10 protein-coding genes are annotated in these 14,400 nt (G+C 54.0%); 7 read left to right on the top strand and 3 right to left on the bottom strand.

What is annotated here, in order from left to right:
- Window positions 1-4 precede the first annotated feature (4 nt).
- On the top strand, window positions 5-1,675 hold the full coding sequence (locus tag PUV47_RS03510) for an NAD+ synthase (protein ID WP_274217061.1): 1,671 nt from the start codon (window positions 5-7) through the stop codon (window positions 1,673-1,675).
- A gap of 420 nt (window positions 1,676-2,095) precedes the next feature.
- Here PUV47_RS03510 and PUV47_RS03505 read toward each other — a convergent pair whose 3' ends face one another.
- On the bottom strand, window positions 2,096-4,048 hold the full coding sequence (locus PUV47_RS03505; protein WP_274217059.1) for an acyltransferase family protein: 1,953 nt from the start codon (window positions 4,046-4,048) through the stop codon (window positions 2,096-2,098).
- A 605-nt stretch (window positions 4,049-4,653) separates the two neighbouring features.
- Between PUV47_RS03505 and gltX the strand changes: the two genes are divergently transcribed.
- Window positions 4,654-6,018, top strand: a complete 1,365-nt coding sequence (gene gltX, locus PUV47_RS03500) for a glutamate--tRNA ligase (protein WP_274217058.1) — start codon at window positions 4,654-4,656, stop codon at window positions 6,016-6,018.
- Here the strand turns inward: gltX and PUV47_RS03495 are convergent.
- Complete coding sequence (locus PUV47_RS03495) at window positions 5,981-7,192, bottom strand: DUF2865 domain-containing protein (RefSeq protein ID WP_274217057.1); 1,212 nt, start codon at window positions 7,190-7,192, stop codon at window positions 5,981-5,983. The genes gltX and PUV47_RS03495 overlap by 38 nt on opposite strands.
- A gap of 185 nt (window positions 7,193-7,377) precedes the next feature.
- Here PUV47_RS03495 and PUV47_RS03490 point away from each other — a divergent pair, with 185 nt between their 5' ends.
- Window positions 7,378-7,881, top strand: coding sequence for a CreA family protein (locus PUV47_RS03490; RefSeq protein WP_274217056.1), 504 nt, complete (start codon window positions 7,378-7,380; stop codon window positions 7,879-7,881).
- Between the two features lie 231 nt (window positions 7,882-8,112).
- On the opposite strand, the gene PUV47_RS03485 is transcribed toward PUV47_RS03490, so the two are convergent.
- Window positions 8,113-9,966 (bottom strand): L,D-transpeptidase family protein, encoded by a 1,854-nt coding sequence (locus PUV47_RS03485; protein ID WP_274217055.1) that lies wholly within the window; start codon window positions 9,964-9,966, stop codon window positions 8,113-8,115.
- 17 nt (window positions 9,967-9,983) lie between these two features.
- On the opposite strand from PUV47_RS03485, the gene PUV47_RS03480 reads away from it, so the two are divergent.
- The 4 genes from PUV47_RS03480 to rarD all read left to right on the top strand — a co-directional run bounded on the left by PUV47_RS03480 (window position 9,984) and on the right by rarD (window position 14,367).
- Entirely contained in the window at window positions 9,984-10,205 is a 222-nt protein-coding gene (locus PUV47_RS03480) for a hypothetical protein (protein ID WP_274217054.1), read from the top strand.
- 39 nt (window positions 10,206-10,244) lie between these two features.
- Entirely contained in the window at window positions 10,245-11,687 is a 1,443-nt protein-coding gene (gene cysS, locus PUV47_RS03475) for a cysteine--tRNA ligase (RefSeq protein ID WP_274217053.1), read from the top strand.
- Between the two features lie 109 nt (window positions 11,688-11,796).
- Complete coding sequence (gene cimA, locus PUV47_RS03470) at window positions 11,797-13,398, top strand: citramalate synthase (RefSeq protein WP_274217052.1); 1,602 nt, start codon at window positions 11,797-11,799, stop codon at window positions 13,396-13,398.
- 42 nt (window positions 13,399-13,440) lie between these two features.
- Complete coding sequence (gene rarD / locus PUV47_RS03465) at window positions 13,441-14,367, top strand: EamA family transporter RarD (RefSeq protein ID WP_274217051.1); 927 nt, start codon at window positions 13,441-13,443, stop codon at window positions 14,365-14,367.
- Window positions 14,368-14,400 lie beyond the last annotated feature (33 nt).

Raw genomic sequence — 14,400 nt, 5'->3', positions numbered from 1 at the left:
CCCCATGATTTCAGATAGATTTCGCATTGCCGTCGTTCAGGCCAACCCACGTTTGGGTGATATCGCCGGAAACATCGAACTGGCGCGCAAATGCTATAAAGACGCTGCTGCACAAAACGCCGATCTGGTGTTGTTCTCCGAACTGTTCATCTCCGGTTACCCGCCAGAAGATCTGGTGTTGAAGCCTGCCTTCATGAAAGCCTGCCGCGCCGCTGCGGAAGAGCTTGCCGCTGACACCGCAGAAGGTGGCCCGGCCATGCTGATTGGCGTGCCATGGACGCAGGATCACAAGCTTTACAACGCCGTGGCCTATCTTGATGGCGGCAAGGTGGAAGCGCTGCGCTTCAAGGTGGATCTGCCAAACTATGGCGTCTTCGATGAAAAGCGGGTTTTTGATTCCGGACCCTTGCCGGGGCCAATCAATTTCCGCGGTGTGCGCATTGGCGTGCCGATCTGTGAGGACGCCTGGACCGACGAGGTAACCGAGTGCCTTGCAGAGACAGGCGCTGAGATGCTTCTGGTCCCCAATGGGTCTCCCTACGACCGAGGCAAGGCAGAACGCCGCCTGCAGATCATGATCCAACGGGTTGTTGAAACCGAGCTGCCGCTTGTTTACTGCAACCAGCTTGGCGGGCAGGACGAGGTGGTGTTTGATGGCGCCTCGTTTGCGCTGAACTCAGACCGTGTTCTGGCGCTGCAAATGCCTCAGTTGGAAGCCGGCATCGCCTATGTGGACTGCACCAAGCAGGATGACGGTTCATGGCGGCTTGAAGGTTCCGAGATGACGCGCCTGCCAGAAAACGACGAGGCCGACTGGAAGGCCTGTGTCATGGGGCTGCGCGACTACGTGAACAAGAATGGCTTCAAGGGCGTGGTGCTCGGCCTTTCCGGCGGGATTGACAGCGCGATCTGTGCGGCCATGGCGGTGGATGCGCTTGGCGCGGAGCGGGTGCACTGTGTGATGCTGCCGTATCGGTATACATCCGAGGAAAGCCTCGTCGACGCCAAGAACTGCGCCAATGCTCTGCGTGTGCGCTACGATATCGTGCCGATTGCAGAGCCGGTTGAAGGCTTCCACTCTGCGCTGGCCGAGATGTTTGCAGGCTCCGAGCCGGGCATTACAGAGGAAAACCTTCAGTCTCGCGCTCGTGGCACGATCCTCATGGCGATCTCCAACAAATTTGGCTCCATGGTGGTCACCACAGGCAACAAATCCGAGATGTCGGTGGGGTATGCCACGCTCTACGGTGATATGAACGGCGGCTTCAACCCGATCAAAGACCTTTACAAGACCGAGGTCTACCGGCTCTCTGACTGGCGCAACAACAATCGCCCTAGCGGCTGTTTGGGGCCTGAAGGCGAGGTGATCCCGCGCAACATCATCACGAAAGCACCAACGGCGGAGCTGCGTGAAAACCAGACGGATCAGGACAGCCTGCCTGAATATGATGTTCTCGATGACATTCTGCATTGCCTCGTGGAAGAGGAAATGTCCGTTGATGCCATCGCGCAGCGCGGCCATGAAGTGGAGGTCATCCACCGTATCGAGAACCTGCTATATATTGCCGAGTACAAGCGCCGTCAGGCCGCGCCGGGTGTGAAGATCACCCAGAAGAACTTCGGACGTGATCGCCGCTATCCAATCACCAACAGGTTCCGCGACCGCTCCCGCTGAGCGTCGCTCGATTGTGAAAGACCAGAAAGCCGGATAGAGTGAACCTCTCTCCGGCTTTCTTGCTGCTAGGAGCAGCTTGAAGGGGTTTGTAGTTGTAAGCAAGCCTTTGTGGAGCAGGCCCTCTACTAGTCCTGCGGGTTGTGGATGTAGCATATAGCAACCTTTTCTCATCGCTTTTGGCCTAGAGAAAATGCCTCTGCACAAAAGTCTTGTGTCTTTTTCTAAATAAAGTTGCTTTCTTGGTGCAATACAAACATATGCGAAACTTAATTTATTATAGGAGATAACAATAATGGCGTGATCCGGTATGAGTTCACCTTCTGAGCCTAAGCGCTTAGTTTAGATGATACGCCAGCGTTTCTTTGGTAACTGGTTCAAGCCATGCCAATGGTTTTAACTGTAAGATCATTTTGATAACCTTCAGATTCCAGAAAATAGCTTTTCTGCTGCATATTCCGAACCTACAGTGTTTAGGTGATTATAATCGTGATACAGAGGGGTTCCCTCATGGATAGCAAAGCATTTGCTGCCAGAACAGAAAGCATCTTTCAAATCAAGAATTTTATTGTTTCTAGAATCAATAAATTCTTCTGAGATTATATGATCTAGACTGAGCTGTTTTTTGATACTCTGAGCAGATATTTGGCATTGGCTCGGTTCAAGATCATTCTTCGAAACAATGTAGGCCAGTTTACATTTTTTGTGTTCTTTTGAGGATGGGAATTGTGGTGCTTGTGTCACAAAAAGCACCTTATGCCCAAAGCTGTTCAGGTCGGTTATAGTATCTTGCAATGCTGCTAGAAAATTCGGAACTTCACGTTTGTTTTTGTCGTCATATAGAAGACCATTGTTGCTACTGTATAAAGACCACCTTGCAGCGAGAACAATCAGATAGATGTCTTTTTTTGACTTAACATAGTCAAATGCGCTCGTGTTGTTTGCGCTGCAGGTTCTAGAATCCATAGCACTACCAGTGCGCGTGGTTCCAATAAGAGGTGCGCAGGCAGGGCTTTCAAAAAGTACACCTTTTATCCGTTCAGATTTGAATTTTTGATTCAAACCATAAAGTAAATGCCGAGCATGAGAATCTCCCCAAACTAAAACCGTTTTATCAGATTCAATATCGCCAAATAGGCACGGTTTTCTGTCGCCGTTATGGCAAGAATTCTGACGGACTTCGTAATAAGCAGACTCGAGCCGTTTAAGCTCTACAAATTTGTCATTTAGAATTGCTGAGTTTAGCTGCTCGTACTTCAGGACCACAGCCCCAGAGATAACTATAGTTGCAGCGCAAGCTGGAGCTGCCAAGAAACCTAATTTCGTTTCACGAAGCCCTAATGCCCGCATTCGTTTTTCTATAAGATGGAATAGTAAAACAGAAACGAACAGGGAGGCTACAACAAAGCCGATCCTGATTGCTGTATTCTCGTTGTAGGTCTCGAAGGTTGCGTTTCCTAAAACAACCATAGGCCAGTGTATGAGGTACAGGCTGTATGAAATTTTGCCAAGCCAACGTAATGGAGGTAGGGAGAGGGCAGAGGCTGAATTGGTAGCTTGGCTACTTCCGAATATAATTATTGTTGCAGTGGCGATGGTCGGTATCGTAGCATATATGCTAGGCCATTCCGTTTTAGGCGCGATCCATGCAGAACCTACTATGAATGTCAAAGAGATTGTTTGCACAAGCGTTTTGGTTCGTTTTGGAAACCGGAGGCCTTCTTTGGTAATTAAAAGTGCGGCCAAAGCACCGAAACAAAACTGCCACAGACGACTAAATAATAAAAAATAAGCAACTTCAGGATCCTTAATAACCAGAACCTGTGACAAGATAAGTGATATTACAGTAATTGCTACAAGAGATATAATTTTTGTCCTATAGCTTTTACCTTTTATTAGCAGAAGTACAATTGGCCATACTAGGTAGAATTGAACTTCCACTCCTAGAGACCAGAGGTGTAGTATCGGATTATTGATAGCTTCAGTGCCAAAATACCCAGTGTCAGAAGGGGCTACGATATTGTAGGCGTATATTGTAGAGTAAAGTAGTCCAGTGGATAACTTGTCAAAATCGAATTGCCAAGGAAATGCATAGATGAGGCCCAGAATTGCTAGTAACACCACATAGTAGGATGGAGCTAAGCGCCAAAAACGTTTTCTGTAGAAAGACAGAATACCTGAGCGGTTCCACTCAAATTTGGGATTGAGTATAATTTGTGTCATCAGGAAACCGGAGATGACAAAAAAAACATCTACGCCGATGAAGCCTGCTTGTAAGCCCAATAGGTTGAAGTGAAAAAGAATTACAAGAAGAACAGCAAGGCCTCGCAAGCCTTCTATGTCAGGCCGGAAGCCTTGACTCGCCCTATTGAACATTAACAACACGCATAGGCAGTTTGAATTTCAGTGTGAATTTTCGTGCGTTATAAGCGAGGGTGCGTAGGATGTCTAGTGCGGGGAAGCCAGAGCATCTCCAAAGTGAAAATTCAATTTTTTACTATCACATTGGTTTTGGTGATTTTCTTCCTTTCTACATGGTAGCATCCACGCAATGCGCCTGATTTTCGTGTTGAAAATTGTTTCTTTGCACGTCATTCGCAACTTCTAGCCGTGAAGACGTTTGCAATTGGTAGTTTTGAAAGTAGTTAGTCTCTCAATAAAGTCGAATGTCTCAGCTGAACTAACTGTTTCGCTAATGGATTGTCTTCAATTCTAATTAAAAACATCGTCTACGTTGGGTGCGATCAATAAGAGTATATTGAAGGCGGGTGGATGCTTGAACTGGAGCGTCACTTGGGCGTTGGCATTTGGGACCTATAACATATCGTCATGATTTACTTTACGGGCACTTCACTGCTGTCACAAAACCCGCAGGTTTCTTGCGCATGGCGCACCCGGCATGCCGTCAAACGGTTGACCCTTGAAGGGCAACAGGCTACCGGAAGAGCATCAATTTCGTTTCCTTAAGACAAGGACAGATCATGACTGTAACCGTCCGCTTTGCACCATCGCCAACCGGCCGAATTCACATCGGTAACGTGCGTCCAGCACTCTTCAATTGGCTTTATGCTCAAAAGCAAGGTGGATCTTTCATCCTGCGTTTTGATGATACCGACCGGGAGCGTTCGACAGAAGAGTTCGCCCAGTCCATCAGCGAGGATCTGGCGTGGCTAGGCATCAAGCCAGACCGCGTTGAAAAGCAGTCCGAGCGCTTTGCGCTCTACGATGCGGCAGCTGAAAAGCTGAAAGAAGCCGGGCTCTTGTATCCGTGCTATGAAACCGCCGATGAGCTGGAACGTCGCCGTAACCGTGCCCGGGCGCTCGGCAAGCCACCGATTTATGACCGCGCGGGCCTGAAGTACACCGATGAGCAGCTGGAAAAGTTCAAGGAAGAAGGCCGCACGCCCCATTGGCGTTTCAAGCTGCCAAACCACCCGGAAGGCGATCCGTTCACCTTTCAGCGGACTGAAGTGCACTGGGATGATGTGATCCGTGGCCGCCAGACCGTGGACTTGGCTTCGCTTTCTGATCCGGTGCTGATCCGCGGCGATGGGACTTACCTATACACGCTGCCTTCCATCGTGGATGACGCGGATATGGGGGTTACTCACGTGATCCGTGGGGAAGACCATGTGGCCAATACCGGCGTTCAGATTGCAATTTTTGAAGCTCTGGGCGCGGCTGTGCCGTTTTTCGGCCACCATAACCTTTTGACGACAGCAAGTGGTGAGGGGCTGTCCAAGCGCTCCGGCGCATTGTCCATCAGCTCTCTGCGCGAAGCAGGCTACGAGCCAATGGCCGTCTGCTCGCTCGCCGTCCTGACCGGCACCTCTCACGCCGTGGAACCGGCGGCCAATCTGGAAGCGCTCGCCGAGATGATCGACTTCACCGGCATTTCCAAGTCAGCCGCCAAGTTCGACCCGGAAGATGTGGGGCACCTGTCTGCCAAGATTGTGCATTCACTGCCATTTGCAGAAGTCAAAGGGCGTCTTGAAACACTGGGCATTGAGGCAAGTGAAGCCTTCTGGAATGCGGTGAAAGAAAACTGCTCTTCCATCAAGGATGTGACGGAGTGGACCCCGATCGCCTATGGCCAGATTACGCCAGTGATTGCTGAGGAAGACCGCGCATTCATCGCAGAAGCAAAAGAACTGCTGCCAGAAGAGCCGTGGGATGAAACCACCTGGGGCACCTGGACCAAGGCGGTGAAGGACAAGACCGGCCGCAAGGGCAAGGGCCTGTTCATGCCACTGCGTCAGGCGCTCACAGGTCTGTCCCACGGGCCAGACCTGAAGAGCATGCTGCCGCTTATTGGTCGGCAAAAAACTTTGGACCGACTTGTCTGACAGGGCCTGACTTGGGTTCAACCTTTCGCGGTGCAGGGCGTTCGCTCTGCACCGTTTTTGTTTGTGCTGCGGCTTCTTCCGAGGCCGCAGGTTCTTCTTGAATCACAACTTCATCTTGCTGACTCTGCGTTGTCAGGTCGTTTGGATCGAGTTCTTGAATCTCACCGTTAGGTTGAACTTCATAAAGTGTACTCGGAGCGGCAGGATTGACCGCGCCTGTGGAGTAGTCTGGTGCGACGGAAACGCCATCAAGCGCGGGCAGGGACGCTTCTTCAATGCTGTTTGATTGGGGCAGCTCCATGCCGCCCTGACAGGAACAGGAAGGGGCGGTGCCGTTCTTGAACTGATAGGCCGTTGGCAAGGCGGTGTAGGGCGCACCTTGCGGCGTGCGCAACTGCTCAATACCTTCCCCTTGCAGATGAACGTAAAGCTGGGTCTCGGTACCCGGACACATGGAGGAACACAGCGCTGCATCTTCGTTGAGGTACTGCTGCGGTGTGCTGCTGCTTACAGGGAAGTAATAGCCGTCACACGTGCGCACGCAGTAACTGGTGTAGCTCGCGGCCCCGTTCTGGTTGATCGTCGCTGAGGAGCGGCTCGGCTGCGGGCTGAGCGGCTGCACATCAGGGCGCATGTAGGTGGGGCGGTTGTCGTTCGGGACGCTGCCGTAGACGGGGGCCTGCTGAACACCTCCGGGCGGTGTGGGAACGCCGGGCTCGATGGTGCTGCCATAAACCGGCTGAACAGGTTGCTGAATGGACGGACCGCCACCACCGCAATTCAGGTCCATCAGGGACTGGCGGACAGCAGCAAGACGCTCATGAACGCTGCCTGCGCGGATGCTGCGCGAGCGCTCGTCCTGAAGGAAGTCCAGATTGGCCTGCATGTGCGACAGGCGCGAAGCAAGGGCATCACACTGCTGCTGGGGGGCAAACTGGCCGCCGCAGCCAAGACGCTGGGCCTGCTGCCGTGTCAGGCGCATGGCTTCCAGCTGCTGCTCATAGGAATCAGCAAGGATGGCGCTCCGTGGCGCCCCGCTGGCTTCGTTGCTCAGGCGAATGAACTCCGCTTCCAGACTGGTGCAGGCCTGTGGGCGCGCGTGAACGGCTCCAACGGCAAGGGCACTGGAAACGAGGGCGGTGAACAGGACGGTAGCGGGTTTGCCGAACAACATGATGGTTTTTATCAAATACTCTGTTTGTGGAACTGCGTCGTGTTAGAGCACCATAACGCTGCCGATATTTTGTCCTTCGGCCAGCAAAAGTAAAGTAGCACGGATTTTATAGGCCGTTTCTCTTTGGCGTTGTGGCATAGGTCTCTTATATCAAACTTGCGTGTATTTTACGGAACGAGGCTTTTATGAAGATTATCGCTGCGATTTCACTCGCGCTGAGCCTGTTGGCCGCCCCGGCACTGGCTCAGGAACCGGATCTCATTTTCAAGAAATCGACAGTCTGGAAATTCTTGAGCCCAGATCACAAGCTGGCGACCTATGCCATCGATGACCCCATCGTCAAGGGCGTGGCCTGTCACTTTACGGTGCCGGAAAAGGGCGGGTTCAGCGGCCTTATCGGCGTAGCGGAGGAAGTCTCCGACATCTCGCTGGCGTGCCGTCAGGTTGGCCCTGTCGAGTTTACCGAGAAGTTTGAACAGGGCGATGAAATGTACCGCGAAAGCCGCAGCCTGTTCTTCAAGAAAATGCGCATCGTGCGCGGATGCGACGCCAAGCGGAACACGCTTGTCTATCTGGTCTACTCCGACAAGCTGGTGGAAGGCAGCCCGAAGAACTCAACGTCCACGGTGCCCATCATGCCTTGGGGTGACCAGCCAGCACAAAAATGTGCAGATCATCTGGAGGACTGAAAGGGCGGTCTTTGTGGCCTTAAGCGCCAACGGTCAGCTTGACGGCGGCAAATACAACAACTGGGCTAGAGATCAGCGTTGCGAGGGTGAAAGCACCAATCAACATCCGTGTCATTTGTTTGTCTCCTCATGGCCAGCACCCTGTGTGCCGGTGATGAGGAGACAATAGGCTTTGCGGTCTGAAGCGTTGCTGAGCGCTGCATTCAGAAACCGTTCATGTTTCTAAATGCCTCAGGAATATGGATAATTCTGAGCAGACAGGGCTTCGATCAGGCCCTTGTCATGGCCATAGATGTCATGACGGAATTGAACTTTGCCATCTTCGCCGATGAACGCCGTGAAGTAGCGCAGGTGTACAGGCACCTTCTGAGACAGGTTGATGCGCTGTGGGTCCTGCGTGCGCTGACGCAGCTGAGCAAATCGGTCCTGCGTCCAGCCATCTGTCGAGAACAGCTTCTCACCGAAAGCGAACGGATCTTCCACGCGGATGCAGCCATGGCTCAGCGCCCGGCTTGAGCGGCTGAACAGATGCTTGGAGGGCGTGTCATGCAGGTAAATGGCATGGCGGTTCGGGAACATGTACTTCACGCCGCCAAGCGCGTTGTTCGCGCCGGGGCGCTGCTGCAAGGTGAAGTTGAAGAACCGCGGCTGTACCGTGGACCAGATGATGCTGCGCGGATCAATCTCCCGGTTGCCATGGAACACGCGAATGCCTTGCCGCATGACCGCAACAGGATCCTTCTGCAGGCGTGGCAGATAGGTCTTGAGCGCGATGGAACGGGGAATGGTCCAAGTAGGGTTTACCTCCGCATAGGAGATGCGGTGGGAAAAGATCGGCGTTTTGTACTTCGGCTTGCCCACCACCACGCGGGTTGAATGCACGGTGCGACCGTTCTCGACAATGCGCAGCATCTGGGAAGCGATGTTAACATCCACAAAGCGACCGCTTGCCTGATAGTCATACCAACGCAGGCGCTCCAGATTGGCCTCAATCTGCCGCACACGATCGTCGATGGAGGTATTCATCACCGCAAGTGTGTTGCGGCCAACAACGCCGTCCGCAGCTAGTCCGTTGGCGCGCTGAAATGCCTTTACGGCTTCTACAACGTCGCCGTCATACTGGCGGTCCTGGGTTGCCAGAGAGCCGGTGTAGTAACCCTCCTGCGCAAGACGTTGCTTGATGGTTTCCACGCGGCTGTCCGCATCGCCAGCGCGCAAGGTCGGGCCACTCGGTACGCGCACCAGCTTTTTGGTCTTGGCCAGATCTCGGTAGCGCTTGAGCTCTTTTTGCAGCAGGGCGTAGGATGGATCTTGTGGCTGGAGCGCGTGCAGCAAAGCGGAAATGGAGCTGGCCTTTTCAAGGCGCTCAAACAGATCCTCATTGCTGGGCCGTGTGGGCTGAAGGTAGATATCGTCGCCCGTGCGTGACGGTTTGACCGCGCCGGCAGCCAGATCGCCAGCGAACTGCAGATAGGCCAGTGTCAGGTCCAGCTCGACCTGTTCTTGTGCGGGCCAGCCAGCAAATGAATTGGTCTGTGCCACATAGCTGTGGGGCAGGTAATCCTCGGCACGAAGGCCGTGAGAAGAGGCGTTGCGTACGGCGCTCAGAAGCTCCTTGCCAGCCGCGGACAGACCGCTCGCTTCTGTCCATTGCGGCTTGTAGCGATGGTCGCTGTAAAAGTCCTCGAGCTGCTCGCGCTTGCTCTCTTCAAATTTCTTTGAACTCTTCAAAAAACTGCGGAAAACAGATGAGCTGAACGGTTTGCGCGCCGCGATGGGCTCCGCTTTCGGCTCTTCGCGCTGGTTTTCAACCTCTGCGGGTTGCTTTGACGGCGGTTCGATTCGTGGTTTTGCGGATGCGGCCGGTGCTGGCTGCTGCGCAGACACTTCCTCTTCCGGCACGACAATGGAACCGGTGGTGTCTGGCGGCGTGTTGTCTTGCGTGAGTGCCACGATAGCGCCACCGTCATGCAATCCAAGCGGGTCAACAAATTGTTTTTTATTGACTTCTTCCGCAAGAGCAGTGGTGCTGGTCAGAGCAATCAGCGCAGCGGATATGCATAGATGAGTGCGCAGGGAGGTCACGAGCGGCGGCTTCCTAGTTGTTTAAAACAGCAATACGATTAAAGCTGCCCCTCAAAGCCAAAGATAAAATTAACTATAGAAACTTTAGTGAGGATTGTTTGCAGCACCTTGACCTGTACGCAACAATCAGCGAAAAGCAAGGTCATGAAAACGGCGATGCACATTTCTTCTTTCATCACCATTATTTGCAGCTAGCGAAATCGCTGGCTGTGGCCGTTCCTTCCTGCCTTGACATGTGAGATGGACGTCCCGGCCAGCCGGCCAGGAGATCCACATTCATGAGCGCTCAGCACAAATTGATGCTCACCAATACCCTCACGCGTACGAAGGAAGAGTTCGTACCGATCGATGAGAAGAACGTGCGCATGTATGTGTGTGGTCCGACCGTTTACGACTACGCGCATGTGGGCAATGCCCGTCCTGTGGTTGTGTTTGACGTGCTGGCACGCCTTCTTCGCCTGATTTACGGCAAGGAGCATGTCACTTATGCACGCAACATCACCGACGTTGACGACAAGATTAACGCCCGCGCTGCCGAAGAGGGCATCACGATCCGCGAGCTGACCGAAACCACGGCTCAGCAGTTTCATGATGACATGGCAGCATTGGGCGCGCAGTCCCCTGATATCGAACCACGCGCCACCGAGCACATCGAGGAGATGAAACAGATCATCGAAACGCTCGTTGAGAAGGGCCATGCCTACGTTGCGGACGACCATGTGCTGTTCAACGTGCCCAGCATGGAAGACTACGGCAAACTCTCCGGGCGTTCTCTGGATGAGATGATTGCTGGTGCCCGGGTGGAAGTGGCGACCTACAAGAAGGACCCGACCGACTTCGTGCTCTGGAAGCCTGCCGGTGAGGGCGAACCGGGCTGGGACAGCCCATGCGGCATCGAGCGGCCGGGGCGTCCGGGCTGGCACATCGAATGTTCTGCCATGTCTGCAAAGCACCTGGGTACCGTTTTCGATATTCATGGCGGCGGCATCGATCTGACGTTCCCGCACCATGAGAACGAAATTGCTCAGTCACGTTGTGCCCATGGCACGCCGGTGATGGCGAACGTTTGGATGCACAACGGCTTCCTTCAGGTGGAAGGTGAGAAGATGTCCAAGTCTCTTGGCAACTTCTACACGGTTCATGAGCTGCTGGAGAGCGAGAACTTTGGCGGGCGCAAATGGTCCGGTGAAGCGATCCGTTACACACTGCTGCAGACCCAGTACCGCCAGCCCTTCGACTTTACCGAGAAAGGGCTTGTGGAAGCGGAAAAGCAGATCAAGCGTTGGACCGACCTGTTCATCAAGTTGGGTGTGGTGCAGAACAGCGATCCCAAGCCCGAGAACGAAGTGGTGATGGGCTTGACGGATGACCTGAACACGCCGCGCGCCTTTGCCGCCATGCACAAGCTGGCTCGCAATGCTCGGTCCGGCGACAAGGAAGCTGCTCAGCAGCTGGCAGACAGCCTTGCTTTCCTTGGTTTCGATCCAAAGTCTTGGGTGGAAGCTCAAACGAGGGAGGAGCAATCCACCCTGGAGAACATTGATCCTGCGCTTCAAGCGCGTGTTGAAGAACAAATTGCTCTGCGTCTTGAGGCGCGCAAGAACAAGGATTTTGCCGAGTCAGATCGCATTCGTGATGAGCTGGCAGCCGAAGGCATTATTCTGAAGGATCAGAAAAACAAGGAAACAGGTGAGATCGAAACCACCTGGGAAGTGAAGTAAACACGCAACAAACGACAGCCAGCGCCAATCATGGGACGCAAGACCTTCGCAAAAGAAGGCAAGACCTGTGGCGCTGGCCTTCCAGAAATCCAGTCGGGAACAAGAACAGATGGCCAAAGAACGGCTCTACCTATTTGACACAACCTTGCGCGACGGGGCGCAAACTTCGGGCATCGACTTCTCCGTTGACGAGAAAATCGCCATCGCAGGCCTCCTGGAACGGCTTGGTGTCGACTACGTGGAGGGCGGGTATCCGGGAGCAAACCCGACCGACACCCAGTTCTTCGAGAAGAAACGCACAGAAAAGGCCAAGTTTACCGCCTTTGGCATGACCAAGCGGGCAGGACGCTCAGCCGCCAACGATCCGGGCGTCCAGATGCTGCTGCAAAGCCAGTCGGACGCGATCTGCTATGTGGCAAAAAGCTGGGACTATCACGTGAAGGTGGCACTCAACTCCACCAATGAGGAAAACCTTCAAGGCATTAGTGAAAGCGTGAAGGCCGCACTTGAGGCTGGCAAAGAAGCGCTCGTTGACTGTGAGCACTTCTTTGATGGCTTCAAGGCGAACCCGGCGTTCGCTCTGGCCTGTGCCAAGGCCGCCTATGATGCTGGTGCCCGATGGGTCGTTTTGTGTGACACAAATGGCGGCACGCTGCCTGAAGAAGTTGCCTCCATCGTCAAGGCCGTTCAGGAAGCCGTACCAGGTACACACTTGGGGATCCATGCCCACGATGATACGGGCCATGCGGTGGCCAACTCGCTGGCCGCTGTTCGCGCCGGGGTGCGCCAGATCCAGGGAACACTGAACGGGATTGGCGAGCGCTGCGGCAACGCCAACCTTGTCACGCTGATCCCGACCTTGATGATGAAGTCGCCATTCATGGAGACGTTCGAGATCAGTGTCACAGAAGGCGCTCTGAGAGAATTGACTGCAATTTCAAGAGCTTTTGATGAGATCCTGAATCGATCTTCCAACATTCATGCGCCTTATGTGGGCCGGAGCGCCTTTGCGACCAAAGCCGGTATTCATGCATCTGCGCTTTTGAAGGAGCCGGAAACCTACGAGCACGTGCCGCCGGAAATGATCGGCAACCAGCGCCGCGTGTTGGTCTCCGATCAGGCGGGCAAGTCCAACCTGTTGGGCGAGTTGAAGCGTCTTGGGGTGGAAGCGGACAAGAACGATCCGCGCCTCGATACGCTGTTGGCCGAGGTGAAAGAGCTGGAAGCCCGCGGTTACTCCTATGAGGCAGCCGATGCATCCTTCGAGTTGCTGGCACGTCGCCGGTTGTATTCTGTGCCGGACTTCTTCAACGTGATTTCATTCCGCACTGGCGTTGAGCGGCGCTACAACGCGCTGGGCGAGCAGGTGACAGTGTCAGAAGCTGTCGTGAAGGTAGATGTAGACGGCGAAACGTTCATGTCCGTTGCCGAAGGTAACGGCCCTGTAAACGCGCTTGATCTTGCCTTGCGCAAGGACTTGGGACGCTATCAGGCCATGATAACCAATCTGGAACTGATCGACTACAAAGTGCGTATCCTCGATGGTGGTACGGGCGCTGTTACACGGGTCTTGATCGAAAGCATGAACAAGGAGACCGGACACCGCTGGTTTACAGTGGGAGTGTCCAGCAATATTGTCGACGCTTCGTTTCAAGCGCTCGTCGATTCCGTGCGCTATATCATCTTCAAAACTGAACAAGCGAAAGCCTGAAGCGCTTTTTGAAGCGCTCTTGGTCTGTCGTGGAGACCGGTCATGGCGCAATCTCAACTAAGCATCACGACAGATGAGGCCCAGGCCTTCAAGCTGGGGCTCCTGTCTGCTTTTGGGGCCTATTTGTTGTGGGGCGTGGTGCCCGGTTACTACAAGCTGACAGCGGAAGTGCCGGCGGCCATCGTCATTTGCTATCGCATTCTTGGTTCGGTGTTGTTTGTCGGCGGCTATCTGGCGCTTGTGGGCAAACTGCACCAGCTGCGGGAAATCGTTGCCAGTAAACGCACCTTCTTCATGGTGTGTCTGGCGACCCTGCTGGTGACCACAAACTGGCTTGTGTTCATCTATTCGGTTGAAGCTGACCGCATTCTGGACGCCAGTCTTGGCTATTTCATCAATCCGTTGGTGAGCGTGGCGCTGGGCGTTGTGTTTTTGAAAGAAAGGCTTTCAAAAGGGCAGGTACTGGCACTGGCCATCTCGCTTCTGGCTGTGCTCTATCAGACGTTCCTGCTCGGAATTTTTCCGTGGATTTCGCTTTATCTGGCGATCTCCTTCGCGCTCTATGGTCTGGTGCGCAAGAGAACGCCGGTGGGGGCGCTGTCCGGGCAGTTGGGCGAGGTGCTGATTGCAACGCCGGTGGCGTTGTTTGGCTTGGCGTATTTTGGCAGCATCGGCATGAACGTGGTGCCCCATGACGACCCATGGTTGCTTGTTGCGTTGATCGGAACCGGCCTTGTGACCGCCGTGCCACTGACCCTGTTTGCCTATGGCGCGCGCAGATTGCCACTCACTTACATCGGCTTCATGCAGTACGTTGCGCCTTCGCTTCAGTTCATTCTGGCTGTCTGGGTGTGGAACGAGCCGCTGAGCTGGGAGCGCTTCCTGAGTTTCGCGGTCATCTGGTGTGCGCTGGCGATCTTCACCATCGACAGCGTCTATGGCTATCGCAAACGGCGGGCAGCCCGGTAGGGCGCGCTGAAGCCACAAAAACAAACAGCCGGA

The sequence above is a fragment of the Pseudovibrio exalbescens genome (assembly GCF_028737195.1).
GTDB classification, from domain to species: domain Bacteria; phylum Pseudomonadota; class Alphaproteobacteria; order Rhizobiales; family Stappiaceae; genus Pseudovibrio; species Pseudovibrio zosterae.
This window is presented reverse-complemented; position numbering and strand designations above follow the sequence as displayed.

What these genes read in the sequence shown, in the direction of transcription:
- PUV47_RS03490 (WP_274217056.1), top strand. Translation starts at nt 7,378, where the DNA reads ATGAAGATTATCGCTGCGATTTCACTCGCGCTGAGCCTGTTGGCCGCC.
- rarD (WP_274217051.1), top strand. Translation starts at nt 13,441, where the DNA reads ATGGCGCAATCTCAACTAAGCATCACGACAGATGAGGCCCAGGCCTTC.
- cysS (WP_274217053.1), top strand. Translation starts at nt 10,245, where the DNA reads ATGAGCGCTCAGCACAAATTGATGCTCACCAATACCCTCACGCGTACG.
- gltX (WP_274217058.1), top strand. Translation starts at nt 4,654, where the DNA reads ATGACTGTAACCGTCCGCTTTGCACCATCGCCAACCGGCCGAATTCAC.
- cimA (WP_274217052.1), top strand. Translation starts at nt 11,797, where the DNA reads ATGGCCAAAGAACGGCTCTACCTATTTGACACAACCTTGCGCGACGGG.
- PUV47_RS03510 (WP_274217061.1), top strand. Translation starts at nt 5, where the DNA reads ATGATTTCAGATAGATTTCGCATTGCCGTCGTTCAGGCCAACCCACGT.
- PUV47_RS03495 (WP_274217057.1), bottom strand. Translation starts at nt 7,192, where the DNA reads ATGTTGTTCGGCAAACCCGCTACCGTCCTGTTCACCGCCCTCGTTTCC.
- PUV47_RS03505 (WP_274217059.1), bottom strand. Translation starts at nt 4,048, where the DNA reads ATGTTCAATAGGGCGAGTCAAGGCTTCCGGCCTGACATAGAAGGCTTG.